At 53.5% G+C, this 18752-nt stretch carries 14 protein-coding genes; 8 read left to right on the top strand and 6 right to left on the bottom strand.

Annotated features, from left to right (window positions below; genetic code table 11):
* Positions 1–45: 45 nt before the first annotated feature.
* The 6 genes from ACQE3Y_RS11300 to ACQE3Y_RS11275 all read left to right on the top strand — a co-directional run bounded on the left by ACQE3Y_RS11300 (position 46) and on the right by ACQE3Y_RS11275 (position 9777).
* Positions 46–3786 (top strand): nitrate reductase subunit alpha, encoded by a 3741-nt coding sequence (locus ACQE3Y_RS11300; protein ID WP_426981700.1) that lies wholly within the window; start codon positions 46–48, stop codon positions 3784–3786.
* Positions 3783–5315, top strand: a complete 1533-nt coding sequence (gene narH / locus ACQE3Y_RS11295; RefSeq protein ID WP_426972580.1) for a nitrate reductase subunit beta — start codon at positions 3783–3785, stop codon at positions 5313–5315. The genes ACQE3Y_RS11300 and narH overlap by 4 nt, the downstream gene beginning before the upstream one ends.
* The gene (gene narJ / locus ACQE3Y_RS11290) at positions 5315–6010 is read left to right on the top strand and encodes a nitrate reductase molybdenum cofactor assembly chaperone (RefSeq protein WP_426981699.1); all 696 of its coding nucleotides are present in this window, start codon (positions 5315–5317) and stop codon (positions 6008–6010) included. The genes narH and narJ overlap by 1 nt, the downstream gene beginning before the upstream one ends.
* A complete protein-coding gene (gene narI, locus ACQE3Y_RS11285) occupies positions 6010–6687 on the top strand; it encodes a respiratory nitrate reductase subunit gamma (protein WP_426972584.1) in 678 nt (225 codons plus the stop codon). The genes narJ and narI overlap by 1 nt, the downstream gene beginning before the upstream one ends.
* Before the next feature lie 499 nt (positions 6688–7186).
* Positions 7187–8887 (top strand): tannase/feruloyl esterase family alpha/beta hydrolase, encoded by a 1701-nt coding sequence (locus tag ACQE3Y_RS11280; RefSeq protein ID WP_426981811.1) that lies wholly within the window; start codon positions 7187–7189, stop codon positions 8885–8887.
* Between the two features lie 149 nt (positions 8888–9036).
* A complete protein-coding gene (locus ACQE3Y_RS11275; RefSeq protein WP_426972586.1) occupies positions 9037–9777 on the top strand; it encodes a nitroreductase family protein in 741 nt (246 codons plus the stop codon).
* A gap of 60 nt (positions 9778–9837) precedes the next feature.
* On the opposite strand, the gene ACQE3Y_RS11270 is transcribed toward ACQE3Y_RS11275, so the two are convergent.
* Both ACQE3Y_RS11270 and tyrP read right to left on the bottom strand, forming a co-directional pair.
* Positions 9838–10440 (bottom strand): hypothetical protein, encoded by a 603-nt coding sequence (locus ACQE3Y_RS11270; RefSeq protein ID WP_426981698.1) that lies wholly within the window; start codon positions 10438–10440, stop codon positions 9838–9840.
* 95 nt (positions 10441–10535) lie between these two features.
* Complete coding sequence (gene tyrP, locus ACQE3Y_RS11265; protein ID WP_426981697.1) at positions 10536–11747, bottom strand: tyrosine transporter TyrP; 1212 nt, start codon at positions 11745–11747, stop codon at positions 10536–10538.
* A gap of 244 nt (positions 11748–11991) precedes the next feature.
* On the opposite strand from tyrP, the gene ACQE3Y_RS11260 reads away from it, so the two are divergent.
* Entirely contained in the window at positions 11992–13014 is a 1023-nt protein-coding gene (locus tag ACQE3Y_RS11260) for an LLM class flavin-dependent oxidoreductase (protein ID WP_426981696.1), read from the top strand.
* A 38-nt stretch (positions 13015–13052) separates the two neighbouring features.
* Here the strand turns inward: ACQE3Y_RS11260 and dcuR are convergent, their stop codons facing one another.
* A complete protein-coding gene (gene dcuR / locus ACQE3Y_RS11255) occupies positions 13053–13769 on the bottom strand; it encodes a two-component system response regulator DcuR (RefSeq protein ID WP_426972593.1) in 717 nt (238 codons plus the stop codon).
* Positions 13766–15397 carry a sensor histidine kinase gene (locus ACQE3Y_RS11250; protein WP_426972595.1) on the bottom strand — a complete coding sequence of 544 codons (1632 nt, stop codon included), beginning with the start codon at positions 15395–15397 and terminating at the stop codon, positions 13766–13768. Before ACQE3Y_RS11250 ends, dcuR begins: the two co-directional genes overlap by 4 nt.
* Before the next feature lie 161 nt (positions 15398–15558).
* Between ACQE3Y_RS11250 and mqo the strand changes: the two genes are divergently transcribed.
* Entirely contained in the window at positions 15559–17208 is a 1650-nt protein-coding gene (gene mqo, locus ACQE3Y_RS11245) for a malate dehydrogenase (quinone) (protein WP_426972597.1), read from the top strand.
* 125 nt (positions 17209–17333) lie between these two features.
* Here mqo and ACQE3Y_RS11240 read toward each other — a convergent pair whose 3' ends face one another.
* Complete coding sequence (locus tag ACQE3Y_RS11240; protein WP_426972599.1) at positions 17334–17714, bottom strand: tellurium resistance protein TerW; 381 nt, start codon at positions 17712–17714, stop codon at positions 17334–17336.
* A gap of 95 nt (positions 17715–17809) precedes the next feature.
* The gene (locus ACQE3Y_RS11235) at positions 17810–18751 is read right to left on the bottom strand and encodes an HpcH/HpaI aldolase/citrate lyase family protein (RefSeq protein WP_426972601.1); all 942 of its coding nucleotides are present in this window, start codon (positions 18749–18751) and stop codon (positions 17810–17812) included.
* Position 18752: the final 1 nt, after the last annotated feature.

Here is an 18752-nt window from a genome sequence, read left to right as displayed (position 1 = left end):
TTTGAGCCATGTAACCGCAGGGAAACTCTCTGCCAGGAGTGGGTAATGAGTAAGCTAGTGGACAAGTTTCGCTATTTTCGCCAGAAAAGCGACACCTTCTCGGATGGACACGGGCAGTTGATGAACAGCAACCGCGACTGGGAGGACAGCTATCGCCAGCGCTGGCAGTACGACAAAATTGTACGTTCCACCCACGGCGTAAACTGTACCGGCTCCTGTAGCTGGAAGATTTATGTCAAAAATGGTCTGGTCACCTGGGAAACGCAGCAGACCGACTATCCACGCACCCGCCCCGATTTGCCCAATCATGAACCGCGCGGCTGCCCACGCGGCGCCAGCTACTCCTGGTATATCTACAGCGCCAACCGGCTAAAGTATCCGCTGGTGCGCCGACGGCTGGTGGAGTTGTGGCGCGAGGCGCTGGCGCAGCACGGCGATCCGGTACTGGCCTGGAACGCTATCGTCACCGATCCCGAAAAAAGCCGCAGCTATAAACAGGCGCGCGGACACGGCGGCTTTATCCGCTCCGACTGGAAAGAGCTGAATACGCTGATCGCCGCCGCCAATATCTGGACCATCAAACACTGCGGCCCCGATCGCGTGGCCGGTTTTTCGCCGATCCCGGCCATGTCGATGATCTCTTACGCAGCCGGAACGCGCTATCTTTCGCTGATCGGCGGCACCAGCCTGAGTTTTTATGACTGGTACTGCGATCTGCCGCCCGCGTCGCCGATGACCTGGGGCGAGCAGACCGACGTGCCGGAATCCGCCGACTGGTACAACTCCAGCTATATCATCGCCTGGGGTTCGAACGTACCGCAGACCCGCACGCCAGATGCCCACTTCTTTACCGAGGTGCGCTATAAAGGCACCAAAACCATCGCCATCAGCCCTGACTATTCAGAGGTCGCCAAGCTGTGTGACCAGTGGCTGTCACCAAAACAGGGGACCGATAGCGCGCTGGCGATGGCGATGGGGCATGTGATCCTGAAAGAGTTCCATCTGGAAAACCCCAGCGACTATTTCCTCAACTATGCGCGGCGCTATACCGATATGCCGATGCTGGTGCTGCTGGAGCCGGAAGAGAGCGGCTATTACACCTCTGGCCGCCTGCTGCGCGCCGCCGATATCACCGATGCGCTGGGCGAGGCCAACAACCCCGACTGGAAAACCGTCGCCCTGAGTGAGAGCGGTGAGATGGTGGTGCCTAACGGATCAATCGGTTTCCGCTGGGGCGAAAAAGGGAAGTGGAACCTTGAGCCACAGGCAGCAGGCAGCGAAGTCGCGCTGCGCCTGTCGTTGATTGACGATCGTGATGAAGTGGTTCCGGTGGCGTTTCCCTACTATGGCGGTAATGAAAGCCCCAACTTCCGCCACGTTAAGCAAGATCCCATCCTGCTGCACCAGCTGCCGGTTAAGCAAATTACGCTGGCGGATGGCACCATCGGACGCGTGGTCACGGTATACGATCTGATGCTGGCGAATTATGGGCTGGATCGCGGTCTGGATGATGCCAACTGCGCGCAAAGCTATGATGAGATCAAAGCCTACACGCCTGCCTGGGCTGAGCAGATCAGCGGCGTGCCGCGCAAAAACCTGGAGCATATCGCCCGCGAATTTGCCGGGACCGCCCATAAAACGCGCGGACGGTCGATGATCATTGTGGGAGCCGGTCTCAACCACTGGTATCACATGGATATGAACTACCGTGGCCTGATCAATATGCTGGTGTTTTGCGGCTGCGTGGGACAAACCGGCGGCGGCTGGGCACACTATGTTGGTCAGGAAAAGCTGCGGCCGCAAACCGGCTGGATGCCGCTGGCGTTTGCGCTGGACTGGACGCGGCCGCCGCGTCAGATGAACAGCACCTCCTGGTTTTACGCGCACGCCAGCCAGTGGCGCTTTGAGAAACTGAGCATCAGCGAGCTGTTATCACCTATTGCCCAAAAGCAAAAATTCACCGGCCAGCTGATCGATTTCAACGTACGCGCCGAACGCATGGGCTGGCTACCTTCAGCGCCGCAGCTAAATACTAACCCGTTGCGCATCGCTGCACTGGCAAAAGAGGCGGGCCAGTCACCGGTTGACTATACCGTTGACGCGCTGAAAAGCGGCAAGCTGCGCTTCGCCTGTGAACAACCCGACGACGGTAATAACCACCCGCGCAACCTGTTTATCTGGCGCTCTAATCTGCTCGGCTCCTCCGGTAAGGGGCATGAATATCTGCTGAAATACCTGCTCGGCACCGACAGCGGCATTCAGGGCGAAGAGTGCATCGGCAAAGGCGATGCGATCCCGGAAGAGGTGGAGTGGCAAACCAAAGCGCTGGAAGGCAAGCTGGATCTGCTGGTGACGCTCGATTTTCGCATGTCCACCACCTGTCTCTATTCGGATGTGGTGTTGCCGACCGCGTCCTGGTATGAGAAGGATGATATGAACACCACGGATATGCATCCGTTTATTCATCCGCTCTCCGCCGCTGTGGATCCGGTCTGGGAGTCGCGCTCCGACTGGGAAATCTACAAAGATATCGCCAAAACGTTTTCTGACCTCTGTGTTGGCCATCTCGGTCAGGAGACCGATGTGGTGCTACAGCCAATTCAGCACGACTCGCCCGCTGAGCTGGCACAGCCCTATGAAATCCAGGAGTGGCATAAAGGCGAGTGCGATCTGATCCCCGGCAAAACCGCACCCAATATTATTACGGTTGAGCGCGACTATCCGGCCACCTGGGAGCGCTTTACCTCCGTGGGTCCGCTGCTGGAAACCATCGGTAACGGTGGCAAAGGCATTAACTGGCATACGGCAAATGAGGTTGAGCTGCTGCGCAAGCTGAATTACGTCAAGGCGGAGGGGCCGGCGAAAGGGCAGCCGATGATCAACAGCGCCATCGATGCGGCGGAAATGATCCTGACGCTGGCACCGGAAACCAACGGTCAGGTGGCGGTAAAAGCCTGGGAAGCGCTGGGCGAAATCACTGGGCGCGAGCATACCCATCTGGCGCGACGCAAAGAAGAGGAAAAAATCCGCTTCCGCGATATTCAGGCACAGCCGCGTAAGATCATCTCCAGTCCCACCTGGTCCGGTCTGGAGGATGAGCATGTTTCTTATAATTCCAGCTATACCAACGTGCATGAGCTGATCCCGTGGCGCACGCTTTCCGGGCGACAGCAGCTGTATCAGGATCATCCCTGGATGCGCGCCTTTGGCGAAAGCCTGGTTTCCTACCGTCCGCCCATTGATACGCGCAGCGTCACTCAGCTACAGCATATCCCTTCAAACGGCTATCCGGAAAAAGCGCTGAACTTCCTGACGCCGCACCAGAAATGGGGCATTCACTCTACCTACAGCGAAAACCTGCTGATGCTGACCATGTCGCGCGGCGGGCCGATTATCTGGATGAGCGAAGAGGATGCGCGTGAGCTGCAGATCAAAGACAACGACTGGGTAGAGGTGTTTAACGCCAACGGCGCGTTGACCTGCCGTGCGGTGGTCAGCCAGCGCGTGAAGCCTGGATCTACCATGATGTACCACGCGCAGGAGCGCATCACCAATATTCCCGGCTCGGAGGTTACCGGCATCCGTGGCGGTTTTCATAACTCCGTTACCCGCATCTGTCCGAAACCGACCCATATGATCGGCGGCTATGCGCATCTGGCCTACAGCTTTAACTACTACGGCACCGTCGGCTCTAATCGCGACGAGTTCATCATGATCCGTAAAATGAAAAACATTAACTGGCTGGATGGCGAAGGCCAGGACCAGGTGCAGGGGGAAGCGCAATGAAAATACGTTCACAGGTCGGGATGGTGATGAATCTCGACAAATGCATCGGCTGTCATACCTGCTCCATTACCTGTAAAAACGTCTGGACCGGACGTGAAGGCATGGAGTACGCCTGGTTCAATAACGTTGAAACCAAACCGGGCATCGGCTACCCAAAAGCCTGGGAAGATCAGGATAAATGGAAGGGCGGCTGGATCCGTAAAATCAACGGCAAGCTGGAGCCGCGGCTTGGCGGCAAAGCGGGCGTAATGGCCAAGATTTTCGCTAACCCGGAGGTGCCGGGCATTGATGACTACTATGAGCCGTTCAGTTTTGATTATCAGCATCTGCATAACGCCAAAGAAGGCAAACATCAGCCGATTGCCCGCCCGCGTTCGCTGATCAGCGGCAAACGCATGAAGAAAATAGAGTGGGGGCCAAACTGGGAAGAGATCCTGGGCGGCGAGTTCAGCCTGCGATCTCAGGACAGCAACTTTGTGGCGATGCAAAAGGAGATGTACGGCCAGTTTGAAAACACCTTTATGATGTACCTGCCGCGCCTGTGCGAACACTGTCTGAACCCCAGCTGTGTGGCGACCTGTCCCAGCGGCGCAATCTATAAACGCGAAGAAGATGGCATCGTACTGATTGACCAGGACCGCTGTCGTGGCTGGCGCTTATGCATCAGCGGCTGCCCCTATAAAAAAATCTACTTTAACTGGAAGAGCGGGAAATCAGAAAAGTGCATCTTCTGTTATCCACGTATCGAGTCGGGCATGCCAACCGTCTGCTCAGAAACCTGCGTCGGACGCATTCGCTATCTCGGCGTGGTGCTGTATGATGCCGACCGCATCGCTGAGGCCGCCAGCGCAGAAAATGAAACCGATCTCTATGAGCGTCAGCTTGATGTGTTTCTCGATCCCAATGACCCGGAAGTCATTGCCGAAGCGCTGGCGCAGGGCATTCCGGAGAACGTACTGGATGCGGCGCAGAAATCGCCGGTCTGGAAGCTGGCGATGGACTGGAAGCTGGCGCTGCCGCTGCATCCTGAATATCGCACGCTGCCGATGGTCTGGTATGTACCACCGCTGTCGCCGATTCAGTCGGTGGCTGATGCGGGCGCGCTGCCAATGGATGGCGCGCTGCCGGCGGTAGAAACCCTGCGTATTCCGGTGCAGTACCTGGCAAACCTGTTGAGCGCGGGCGATACCGCACCGGTGCTGCGGGCGCTAAAAAGAATGATGGCGATGCGCCACTATAAACGCGCGCAAACGGTGGAGGGTGAGACCGATACCCGCGCCATCGAACAGGTCGGACTCAGCGTGGCGCAGGTGGAAGAGATGTACCGCTATCTGGCGATTGCCAACTATGAAGACCGGTTTGTGATCCCCACCAGCCACCGCGAATTGGCGGCTGATGCCTTCCCGGAGCGCAACGGCTGCGGCTTTACCTTTGGCGACGGCTGCCACGGCAGCGACAGCAAATTCAACCTGTTCAACAGCCGTCGTATCGACGCCATTAACATTACGCACCGGGCGGAGGGGGAATAATGCTGATGCTAAAAGTAGTGGCGCTGCTGCTGGAATATCCGGATAAGGCGCTGTGGCAGGAGAAGGATGAACTGAACGCGCTGGTGGCGCAGCAGACGCCAATGCTGCAGCCATTTGTAACCCGCTGGCTTAGCGGCGAGCTGCTGGATCGGCAGTCGGAGTGGTGTGAAACTTTCGATCGCGGCTGCGCCACCTCGCTGTTGCTGTTTGAACATGTACATGGCGAATCACGCGATCGCGGTCAGGCGATGGTGGATCTGCTGGCGCAGTATGAGCAGGCGGGGCTGCTACTCGACTGTCGTGAGCTGCCGGACTATCTGCCGCTCTATCTTGAATATCTCAGCCAGCAGCCAGAGGCGGCGGCGCGTCAGGGCGTGCAGGATGTGGCTCCAATCCTGGCGCTGATTGGTGGGCGGCTGCAACAGCGTGCCAGCGCCTTTAGCCAGCTGTTTGATTCCTTATTAATCTGGGCAGGCAGCCCGTTGCGCAGCAGCAGCGTGGCCGGACAGGTGAGCAAAGAGCCTCGCGATGATACCCGTCAGGCTCTGGATGCCGTCTGGGAAGAAGCGCAGATCAAGTTTATCGACGATCGGGCGCAGGCGTGCGACGCCTCGCTGGAGAAAGCGCATCAGCAGCGTTTTCAACAGCAGCCCATCCCGCAATATCTGGATTTGTCAGCCGGAGGATCGAAATAATGCACTATCTGAACATCTTCTTTTTCGAGATTTATCCCTATCTGTGCGGGACGGTGTTTCTGATCGGCAGCTGGTTACGCTATGACTATGGGCAGTACACCTGGCGCGCAGGTTCCAGCCAGATCCTGGATAAAAAGAATTTCCGCCTGGCCTCTAACCTGTTCCACATCGGCATTATCGGCATTTTCTTTGGTCATCTGTTCGGGTTGCTGACGCCACACTGGGTGTATGAGCCTTTTTTGGCCATTGCCACCAAGCAGAAACTGGCGATGGCGGCGGGCGGGGTATTTGGTCTGATGGCGTTGGTTGGCGGCCTGATGCTGCTGAAGCGACGCATGTTTAATCCTCGCGTACGGGCGACCTCAAGCCGGGCCGATATTGTGATTTTGGGTATTTTAATGATCCAGCTGATCCTTGGACTGACGTCGATTCTGTTCTCGTTACGCCATCTGGACGGTGTAGGGATGATGAAACTGGTAGGCTGGGCACAGTCAGTGGTGACATTCCAGGGTAACGCTTCAACCTGGCTGGATGGCGTCGAGTGGATCTATCGCGTCCATCTGGTGCTGGGGATGACGATTTTCCTGATCTTTCCCTTTACCCGCCTGGTACATGTCTGGAGTGCGCCGTTTGAATACTTCACTCGCCGCTATCAACTGGTACGGGCTCGTCGCTAGGGCATAAAAAAATCCGGCACCGTGGCAATGAGCGGTGCCGGACGACGAAAGGCGTCTACAGCAAAGGGTTACACAGGAACTCGTAAATAAAGTTAGTCAAGATTACCGGAAAATCAATGTCCACACCGCCTGTATGGTTATTTTTTGTCCAGTTATCACTGGTACTGAATACGGGGTGGTAATTAAGTGGTTGATAACAAAAATTTATCAAGAAAAAGTGGCCTGATGCTTACTTTTCCCCTCGTTGTCTCTTTCTGCCTGACTATGCTTTTCCGCTTTGCTGGCTCAATCCTGACGTTTTCTTCACATTTCCGTCCGACGTAGCCGTGAAAAAAATGCTATTTATCTCCTCCATCGCTTTTGCCAGACAGGGCAAAGAGAGAACCGTCAGATCGCGAAATCGAGACAAACAGATAAACTGGATATGAAAATGGCACAGTGGGTAAAGAAAGGCTATCAGGCGGCACTGGTGCTGGCTTGTGGTTGGCTATGGCTGGCAATGATGCCTGCAGGCGCGGCGGAAAATCTTCCGGTTATTAAGCCAGTAATGGCTTGTGCGCAGTTAAGCACGCTTTCACTGAGCGAGAAGGTGGGCGCGCCGGTGACCATAACTTCTGCCTCAGTAATACAAACAGAAAAGGGAAGCTTCTGTAAGGTAGCCGCAACCATTGCGCCAGCGATCGGCATAGAAGTGGCGCTGCCGACGGAGAAGTGGACGCAGCGCTTTCTGCAGGTGGGCTGCGGCGGGCTGTGCGGCAATATTAATCTTACGCTCTCTAATGCCAGCGGCTGTACGCCTGCCACCAACGGCGCGTTTACGGTTGCCGCCACCAATATGGGGCACAGCGGCAGCATGATGGACGCCAGCTGGGCCGAAGATCCGCAAAAACGTATCGATTTTGCCTGGCGTGCCAATCACCTGACCGCCAGGCTGAGCAAAGCACTCGTTGCTGCCTATTATGGTCAACAGCCCAAGTATGCCTATTTTATGGGCTGTTCCGATGGTGGTCGTGAAGCGCTAATGGAGGCCCAGCGGTATCCGGAGGATTTCGACGGTATTTCTGCCGGCGCGCCTGCGGCATTTTTCCAGTTCCAGAACTCCTTTTATCATGGCTGGAATGTGGCGGCGAACTTACGTCCGGACGGCAGCGCTATTCTGTTAAAGGATCGTTTGCCTGTTCTGCATCGGGCGGTTCTGCAACATTGCCCTACGCTGTCAGGGGTGGACGATGGTATCTTGCAAAATCCTTATGCCTGCACCTTCTCAGCAAACTGGGTAAAACAGTGTGATGAAAAACAGCAGGATAAATCAGACTGCCTGACCCGCGAAGAGATTACCGTGGCAGAAAATCTCTATCGTGGCGCGCACGACAGCGCTGGCAATCAGTTTGTTCCAGCCGGTCTGCCGTTGGGATCGGAGCTGCGCTGGCCCGTTCCTGACTCGGCATCGGGCCATTCTATGTCCGAAATGATGGTACTGCCTGCGCTGCAGTCGGTGCTGCTGACTGGCGGAAAACGCACTCTTACCTCAATAAAGGATTTCCCGCTTAACAGCCATAATTTTGCGGCAGTCGCTGAGCTGGCACCGCTGTACAACGCAGCGAATACCAATTTACATCGTTACCAGCAGCGGGGCGGAAAACTGATTATCTGGCACGGTCTGGCCGATGATTCCATTAGTCCGGCATTTTCCATCGCCTATTATCGCGGCGTTGAGAAAACCCTTGGCGCAGCTGCGGTTAATCAGTTCCTGCGTCTCTTCCTGTTGCCGGGCGTTGCGCACTGTGGCAATGGCGAAGGATACGATCAGATCGATCTTCTGACGCCGCTGATAAGCTGGACTGAGCAAGGGCAGGCACCGGAAAAAATCATTACCGGCAAACTGGCTGCATCGGTAGAACCCCAGGGAATGCCGCCTGAGCCAGGCGCTTCGGCAGAGAAACAATTTCATGGTTTACAGAGACCCAGTCAGCCTTATGCAACACCGGCCGCTGCCGTAACATCGACGCGCCCCGTCTGGCCCTATCCTTATATTGCCCGCTATACCGGTAAAGGGGCGGTGAATAAGGCGGAAAACTATAAGCCCGTAAAATCCAGCGCCTATGATCGGCTGATTATCGGCAAGCCGGCCAGTGATTTTATCGGACCCGATAATCAAAAAATGTATCAGGTGCGTGACGGGAAGTTAGCAGAAAAATAGGCCACAAAACCGCCGCGATGTCTGAGCATCAGGGCGGCAAATCCTGCGACAGGGAAGGCAAATTGAAAATATCAGGCGGCACAGAGTGCGAAGCCGCTAATGTTGCGCTCCTCTACACTGCGCCAGATATTTATAACAAGGGAAATATAATGAATCCGGTTATTGACACATTTATTAATCACCGCAGCGATCGCAGCTATCTTGATAAACCCGTTTCGGATGCCGTTCTGGATAATATTATTTTGTCTGCTTATCGGGCGCCGACCTCTGTTCATTCACAGCAGGTCTCTGTGATCGTTACGCGTGACAAAGCCACCAAAGCTAAAATCGCCGAGCTGGCAGGCGGTCAGCCGTGGATCGCGCAGGCACCGGTGTTTATCACTTTTGTTCTGGATATGCATAAGACGCGCGAGGCGATGAGCCTGATCGATGAGCAGCAGATCGCGCATGAAAGTATTGAAAGCATTGTTTCCGGCAGCACCGACGTCGGGATTGCCCTGGCATCGGCAATGGCCGCCGCGCGTGCGCAGGGGCTGGGCGTGGTGCCGATTGGTGGGATGAGAAGAAGCCCGGCAGAGTTTATTGAACTGTTTGAGCTGCCGCCGCTGACCTTCCCGCTGGTGGGCCTGGCGCTGGGCTATGTTGATCGTCCTGCCGATCTCAAGCCGCGCCTGCCGATGTCCACTTTCCGTCATGAAGAGAAATATCAGACGGAAGGCCTGGTGGAGAAGATTGGTCAGTTTAACCACGAACTGGAGCAGCACTGGCGTGATATCAAGCGCGACGGCGGCGAAAACTGGAGCCAGACCGTAGCCAACTACTATAAAAACATCTACTTCCCGAACGTACTGCCGGCACTGTTAAAGCAGGGCTTCGGCAAAGATAAATAAGCCCGCCGGGCTGAGGTTATTCCTTTTGAAAACAAAACGGGCCGTCTGGCCCGTTTTGTTTCAGCGCCGGGTTAGCGCCTGACGTTTTAACTGTAGCTGTCTGCGCCAGATACGGTTATGTAACATCAAGGTCAGCATGACCCTGAAAGAGGGGGCATTGACAGTGAGAAAAGCCAGAATAATAAATAGGATGCCGAGTAGTGCGCTGATAAGTTGCGCTCCCGCATAAGGCTTGTTTAGCATAAAGTCATACAGCGACAAAACAAAATAGAGCAGATCCAGAATCAGGATCGTTTTCGCCATGCTTAAAAACAGGCTGACGGCCGCCATATATCCCTGGGCAATGAAGTAAACCGTCACGCTCAGCACAACAGCAAAGATCAGCGCCGTGGGTAAAATGCCAAAAAACAGATTGTGTGGGCCGGCGGAAAATCCGCTGAACAATAGCTCCCATAAACGGATCTGCACCATAGCAAACCCCAGCAACAGCGATAATGTGGCAATGATCAAGGGCACGCCGCGCGTATGCATGCCAAACGGCTGTCCCATCTTATCCATCAGCTGCTCCCGGGTGGCATCCAGAGCTTTTACATCGGCATGCCGGATCGACTGTTCTACAGTGTGGCACCAGGCAAAATGGTGTTTAAATTTTTTAGTCAGCATGTTATTCCTTTAACGGTTGCCTCTGAGGCAGGTTATATCCGGGTTAATCTTGCAATAGATCAGAACAGCGGAATAACGTTAATGTCCGATTGATGTCATCCCACTTCCGGCAGCCAGCCCAGGGCAATCAATAGCTGAATAACGATAACGCCGATACCGCAGAGAAACACCAGTAGCAGCAATGGCCTGCCGCCCACGACCTGATAACTCGCCGCGCTGTGCTGCTGACGGCTACGCCATACCAGCAGAGCGGGAATAATCAGCGCCAGCACCGCCAACGCCACGCCTGCATAGCCAAGCGCCAGCACAAAACCCTGCGGATAGAAAAGGGCGAACAGCAGCGGCGGCAGAAAGGTCATTAGCCCGCTTTGCATACGCCCTGTAACGCTGGCGTTACGCTTACAGATATCCGCCAGATAATCAAACAGGCCCAGCGACACGCCTAAAAAGGATGTTGCCAGCGCCAGATCGGCAAACAGATGTACCGCCAGCTCAACGTGCGGCGAAGCCACAATTTGACGAATCGCCTGCAGCAGACCGTTCAGCCCGGCATGGCTGGCGAGCAGGGCGCTGAAAGCGCTTTGGTCGATGGCGCCCAGCGTCGCCAGCTGCCAGAAGATATAGGCCACCAGCGGAATGGCGCTGCCGATGATAAACACCCAGCGCAGCTTACGCAGATCGCCGTTCAGGTAGCTGATAATGCTGGGCACGCTGCCGTGAAAACCAAAAGAGGTAAAGATAACCGGGATAGCGGCCAGCACCAGGCCTTTCTCCAGCGGAAGCGTCAGCAGATTGGTTTGATGAATATGCGGCATCATCAGGCCCAGCATGACCACCAGCAAAATTATCTTGGCGCTGAACAGCACACGGTTAAACATATCCACCATCTGCGTGCCAACACAAACGATGCCGCCGGCAATCAACGTAAACAGCAGCACGCCGCTGCTGGCGGAAATTTCCGTAGAGAACCACTGACTCAGGCTGGCTGCCAGCAGTTCGCCCGCGCCGCTGATATAGGCGGCGGTCAGCGCATAGAGCAAAAACAGCATGCTAAAACCGGTCAGCCACTGACCGGGACGACCCAGATAACGGCGCGTTAGCGTGCCCAGTCCGGTATCCGCCGATGCGTGTTGATAGACTTCAACCAGCAGCAGCGCGGTATAACACATCAGAGCCCAAAGCCCTATCAACAGCAGCAGAGTCACGCCGGGGCCGATACCCGCAGCGGCCAGCGGCATGGCCAACATACCGGCACCAATGGTGGTACCGGCCACGATAAAAATACTGCCCAAATTACGGTTCTTCACGCTTTCCCCTGAATGTACGGTTCCGCTTACATCACGATGCGCGCAGAGTAAGGTAATCTTTACAGAGCGTCAAATCTTGCTTACAGATATTCTTCTTGCCGCTGTACAGCATTTTTTACCCGATAAAAATGGCTGATTGCTGGTGCAGGGAGATGCTTTCCGGCTACCGGGCCGCTACAGTTAACAGATAAAAAGCCGGTATTAATCGTGCCGGGTATCCTGCATTTTTATAAAAGGCAACAGCATGAAAAAAATCGGGTTTCTCTCATTTGGTCATTGGGGGCCGTCGTTCCAGTCGGCAACGCGTACCGCCGCTAATGCCCTGCAGCAATCGATCGCGCTGGCCGAAGCGGCTGAAGATTTAGGCGCAGACGGCGCTTATTTCCGCGTACATCATTTTGCCCGCCAGCTTAGCGCGCCGTTTCCCTTGCTGGCAGCGGTTGGTGCCCGTACCCGGCGTATTGAGATCGGTACCGGCGTGATCGATATGCGCTATGAGAATCCGTTCTATATGGCGGAAGAGGCGGGCGTCACCGATTTAATCAGCGGCGGACGTTTACAGCTGGGCATCAGCAGGGGGTCGCCAGAGCAGGTAATTGATGGCTGGCGCTATTTCGGCTATCAGCCGCAGGAGGGTGAAAGCGACGCGGACATGGGCAGACGCCATACCGAAGTGCTGCTTGATGTGCTGCGCGGTGAAGGGTTCGCTAAACCCAATCCGCAGCCAATGTTTGCCAATCCGCCAGGCCTGTTACGACCAGAACCTTTTTCTGAAGGCCTGCGTGAGCGTATCTGGTGGGGATCGGGATCCAACGCCACGGCAATCTGGGCGGCCAGGCTGGGAATGCATTTGCAAAGCTCCACGCTGAAAGATGATGAAACCGGTGAGGCGTTTCATATTCAACAGGCGAAGCAGATCCGCGCCTATCGCGCCGCCTGGCTGGAAGCGGGGCATGCGCGCAAGCCACGGGTTTCGGTAAGCCGCAGTATCTTTCCTCTAGTGAATGAAAAGGATCGCGCTTATTTTGGTGCCAGCCGTCAGGAAGGCGATCAGGTCGGTTATCTGGATGAGAAAACGCGGGCAATTTTTGGCCGCAGTTACGCCGCAGAGCCAGAGACGCTAATCGCGCAGCTGAAGCAGGATGAAGCAATTGCCGAAGCGGATACGCTGCTGCTAACCATTCCCAATCAGCTGGGCGTGGATTATTGCGCGCACGTGCTGGAAGCAGTGTTAACTCAGGTCGCGCCTGAACTGGGCTGGCGCTAAGCAGGCCGGTAAGGAGGAACCCTTACCGGCCACGTCTGTTAACAGTAATGTTTCAGCAGGGAGTGATATTCCGCCTGCAAACGATAACGATAAACCGGCCTGCCGGTGGCGCCGTAATGAATGGTGGTGAAAAGAATTTTAATTTCCGCCAGCCAGATCAGATATTTACGGCAGGATACACGCGAGATATTGACTTCTGCGGCTAATTCATCGGTAGAGAACTCCGTGTCCGGATGGGCATCAATCCACTGACACAGAGTGCGTAAGGTTTGCGGCGTTAACCCTTTAGGCAGGCGTTGCTGCTCACTGGTGGTTGGTGAGCGGCCATGAATGATGCGGTCGAGTTCCGCCTGCTGATAATATTGTTGATTATCCATCTGCGATCTTTTTTGTCGCCAGTGGGTTAGCGCTTCTTCAAAACGCGAGAACTGGAAGGGCTTGATCAGGTAATCAACCACGCCATAGTTAAGCGAGGTTTTAATCGTTGCCGCATCTGCCGCGGAAGAGATAATGATGACATCAACGGGATAGTGAGAATTGCGCAATTCTGACAGTAAATCGAGCCCGTTTTCCTGCTGCATATAGATATCGAGCAGGATCAGATCAACCGGCGGCTCGGTCTGGAGTAATCGCTCTTTTGCCTGTTGTAAGGTTGACGCGATACCACAACAGGTTAGCCCTGGGATCTGTTCTATATAGCAACGGTTAAGTTCAGCGACCATAGCATCATCGTCGACCACTAACACATTCATCATAAAGCCTGATTTCCTTTGCCCCAGGGGAGCTGTACAAAAAATTGGGTATAGATACCCGGTTCAGATTCGACGCTGATATTTCCGCCAAGCGTTTCTGTTTGTTGTTTAACCAGGAACAAACCCATTCCCCGATCGTCGCCTTTTGAAGAAAAGCCTTTTTCGAAAATAGATTTTTCCAGGGCGGCAGGAATGCCAGGACCGTCATCACTGACTTCGCAGGATAGCCACCCATTCTGGTAATGCAGCAACAGATGAATTTCACCTTCCTGCTGCTGATCTAACGCTTCCAGCGCATTTTCAATCAAATTTCCCAGAATAATAATCAGCGCCGCAACCTGTTCCTCACTGCCGCTATCCGGCAAATAACTGGCATCGTTGAGAATCAAGCGATGTCCTTTATCTGAGGCGCGGTTGATTTTACTTAACAGAAATCCCGTCATTACCGGTGATTTAATGCGTTGCTGCAGCGACCCAATTTCCGTCTGGTAATTATTTGCCGTTTTTAAAATATAGGCTTCCATCTGCGCATAATTTTTCATATGCAGCAGGCCGAGAATGACGTGCAGCTTATTCATGAACTCATGGGAGCGTTCACGTAACGCATCGACATAGTTTACCATGCCGTCCAGGCGCAACATCAGCTGACTGATTTCCGTTTTATCACGGAAGGTACACACCGCGCCGATAATACGCTTTCGGCTGCGAACCGGCACGGTATTGCTAATCATAATGCGCCCGCGCACGTTAAGTTCTTCATCATGTCGCGCCTTACCGTCATGCAGGGCTTCCCGCAGGTGGCTTAACATCAGCGAGTTTTCCGGGATCCGATCGCCACTGAGCGGTGCTTCGATGGCTGTTTTGCGCAATAACTGCTGCGCTGCCTGGTTGATCAGCGTCACGCGCGCATGGGCATCAACCGCAATCACGCCCTCTTTTACCGAGTCAAGAATGGCCTGCCGCTGTTCAAACAGGCTGGAGATTTCATGCGGCTCCAGACCAAGCAGAATTGTTTTCAGGCGCCTGACCAGCATCAAGACGCCCAATAATCCCACTGTGCCGCCTAACAAAGTGGTCCAGAAAATGTTCCAGCGGCTTTTACTGACTTGCGCCGTAACATCGCTGAGTGAAATCCCAATCGCCACGACACCGATTTGCTGATGCCGGGTGTTAAATACCGGGGTGAATACGCGCAATGCTTTTACCAGCGTCCCCTGATTGAACGCAACGTTTTCATGCCCGGCCAGCGCCGGTTGCAGGTCTTCGCCAATAAAACGTTTATTAATTAAGGCGCGGTTGGGATGTGAGTAACGTATACCGTTCATATCGGTAACGGTGACAAACAGTAAGTCATTGCGCTTTTTTGCCGCCTGAGCAATGGACTGAATGACGCCATCGTTAGCGGGCAGGGTAAGGCTGTGTTGAATTTGTGGATCTTCGGCCAGCGTTCGCGCTACGGCAAGCGCCTTGTCTTTCACATGATCATGCGTGAAGTTGTCAATTTGAATAAAGTAGAGCAGATGAACGCTTAACAGCACCGTAAATATGACCCCGCCCATCATTAACATGGCCAGGGTACTGAGTTTCATTGGACGCTTAGGCGCGGGCTTTGGCTGTGGTGACAGGTTCATTAAGGTAATAAGGTTCTTAGCGTAGCGCATTTAGTAACTAAAGTAACAGGCGGTGCTGTTTTTTTAATTAAATAACTAAAAATAAATCAACTATTAAGTAACAATAATTTAAAGTTAATCAGCTTTTTTTAACCATAACTGCGACATATTGAAGACTAAGCATGATTAAATCAACAAAAGTACTGCCTTCGCTTTCCCTTTTGGCTCTGCTAGTAACTTCTGCAGCGCATGCTGAAACTGCACCAGAGAAAACCGATGTTTTACTGATCGGCGGCGGCATCATGAGCGCCTCATTAGGCACTTTCCTTGAAGAACTTCAGCCTGACTGGAAACAGATCATGGTTGAAAAACTTGACGGTGTCGCGCTGGAATCATCCAATGGCTGGAACAATGCGGGTACCGGCCATTCAGCAAATATGGAGCTGAACTATACGCCAGAGCGTCCGGATGGTTCAATCGAAGTTAAGAAAGCTTTAGAAATCAACGAAGCTTTTATGATTTCCCGTCAGTTCTGGACTGCACAAGTTAAAAAGGGCGTGCTGAATAATCCGCACTCATTTATTAACTCCACTGACCATATGAGTTTTGTCTGGGGCGATAAAAACGTTGATTACCTGAGCCGTCGTTATCAGGCTCTGCAAAAAACCGTTTTGTTCCAGGGCATGAAATTCTCTACCGATCCTAAGCAGATTGCGCAATGGTCTCCGCTGATTATGGAAGGCCGCGATCCGAAGCAGAAAATAGCCGCAACCTGGACGCCGGTCGGTACCGATGTTAACTATGGTGAAATTACCCGTCAGTTGATTGGCAGCCTGAAGAAGAATGATAACTTCAAGCTGGAAACTTCTTCTGAAGTTACCGATTTCAAACGTAACAGCGATAATTCATGGCATGTCACCATCAAAGACGCCAAAAATGGTGAAACGCGTAGCGTTGACGCCAAATATGTCTTTATCGGCGCTGGTGGCGGGGCTCTGAAGCTGCTGCAAGAAACCGGCATTCCTGAAGCAGATAAGTATGCAGGCTTCCCGGTCGGCGGCTCATTCCTGGTAACGGAAAACCCGGAAATTGCGCAACGTCATAACCAGAAAGTGTATGGCCAGGCTTCCGTTGGTGCACCGCCAATGTCTGTGCCGCATCTGGATTCCCGTTATCTGGATGGCAAAAAGGTTGTCCTGTTTGGACCGTTCGCAACGTTCTCAACCAAGTTCCTGAAAAATGGTTCACTGTTTGATCTGCTGAGCACCACCACTACCAAGAATGTTATTCCGATGACAAACGTGGGCATGGATAACTTTGATCTGGTTAAATACCTGGTCGGTCAGGTTATGCTGAGTGAAGAAGACCGTTTCGCCGCGCTGAAAGAGTATTATCCCAACGCGAAGAAAGAAGACTGGAAACTGATCCAGGCAGGTCAACGTGTACAGATCATCAAGAAAGATGAAGAGAAGGGCGGCGTGCTGAAACTGGGAACCGAAATTGTGACCGATCAGCAGAAAACGGTAGCGGCATTGTTAGGTGCTTCCCCGGGCGCATCAACTGCAGCTCCGATTGCGCTGGATGTGGTTAAGCAACTCTTCCCGGAGCAGTTCAAATCTGCGGAATGGCAGGAAAAAATTCGTAAGGTTGTGCCGAGCTACGGCAAGAAACTGAACGACGATCCTGCGCTGGCACAGCAGGTGTGGAACGACACGGCAGCTACTCTGCAACTGACTAAACCGCCGGTGATTAATATGGCAGGTAAATCCGCTGAAGCACCGGCAGCAGAGACGTCAAAAGCGTCAGAGCCGCAGTATAATATGGCTCTGTAAGGCGAGCTTAACAGGCGAGTGCATCAATAAGTAAGCTTTGCATTCCCTGGTATGGCAATAAAAAGGCGGGTTTAAAACCCCGCCTTTTTATTGCCCGCTTTATACGACCCACTACCGATCTTCAGCTATTTTTTCTTACTGCCAAAGTGGTTTTCCACGAGCCATTCAACGACCTGGCTGCGGTTCATTCCGTTGCGATAGCCATACGTCTCTATTTTGCGGAGCACGGAAAAACGCAGCGACAGAGAGACCGGTTTTTTTCCTTCCTTGTCCAGCACAACACTCTGACCGGTTGTTGATGACCTGGACTGCTCACGCATGGTCATCGCCTCGCGCATGTATTTTACAAGCTTGGGCGTAATCGCACCTGCCCCGATCATCTGGTATTTAGCGCTGGCTTTGTGAAACTTTATTTCGGCATGAAATTCTTCTCTGATGTCCCTTAAATCGCGAATAAATGTAGGTTCGGAACAGTCTATTTCCTGAAACAGCGCATCCTTACTCACGGGTTTTCCCGTGCTTAATAAAACGATCAGTTTGTATTGTCTGTACTGTTTAGCGCTCAGGGACATAACACACCATAGTGATAATAAGCACGCACCTACTGGCGCGTGGCAAAAAACACATTGTCAAACTGTTTCACAATTCCACAATGCTTCGAGCGCTCAAGGACCGATGTCGCCCAGCGCCAGTGCGTCGCCGGTTCACACATTGCTCCCTGAGATTTAAACACAGCCTGGGTTGAGTTAAGAATGCGCAGCGCATCTTCATATTCCTCTTTTTCAACCATCAGACCACGATGAATCAGTTCAAGATGCGAAGGGTGAATCGCTGTCTTACCCACTAAGCCGTGGGCGATATCCAGCGCCAGCTCCCGCTCCAGCAGTTCGATATTGTCGATCTGTTCACAAACTGGCGCAGTCAGTGAAAAACCGCGAGGCGCAAAAACCGCAACCAGCATTTTCACTACATATCCCATAGGCCCGTCGTAAAGCGTCAGATTTTTCGGGCGTCGCATTGAAATCACACTCATCAAATCGTTCCCACCGATACGAAGAGCAACGATTCTCTCCCGCGCGGGATGCTGCTCCAGCGCAATGGCAAGCGCGTTCATCGCATTCACGTCAAAGACCTCTCGCGTTTCAAGCGTTGGCATCATCGCGAGATGGGTTGACCCGAGAATTTGCCACCAGCAGGATAAGTTAGCGTGGGTAAACTTTGGCAAAACAAAACCATCAATACCGGTCAGTTTATATTTGCTGACGAGCATCGCTGCCATCTCTTCTTGACGCGGACGGATAAAAACAAGAGGACGTTGAGCGGCCTCATCGGGGCCGACGTTTTCACTCAGCTCCTGAAGCAGCGCGTCGAGATTCATTAAGGCCGGTTCAAGATCGGATTCGCTTACCGCATCCTCCAGGCAGACAACCAGCGAGCGGAGTTCGGGTATTTTTCCGTGCAGAATGATTTCAGCAAGGTCGCTACGCGTGGCAGGCATATAGAGGGTTGCACCCAGCATGAAAGGGGAAATGCATTTTTTCATG

The organism is Pantoea sp. FN0305, assembly GCF_050113845.1.
In the GTDB taxonomy this organism is placed as follows: domain Bacteria; phylum Pseudomonadota; class Gammaproteobacteria; order Enterobacterales; family Enterobacteriaceae; genus Mixta; species Mixta alhagi.
This window is presented reverse-complemented; position numbering and strand designations above follow the sequence as displayed.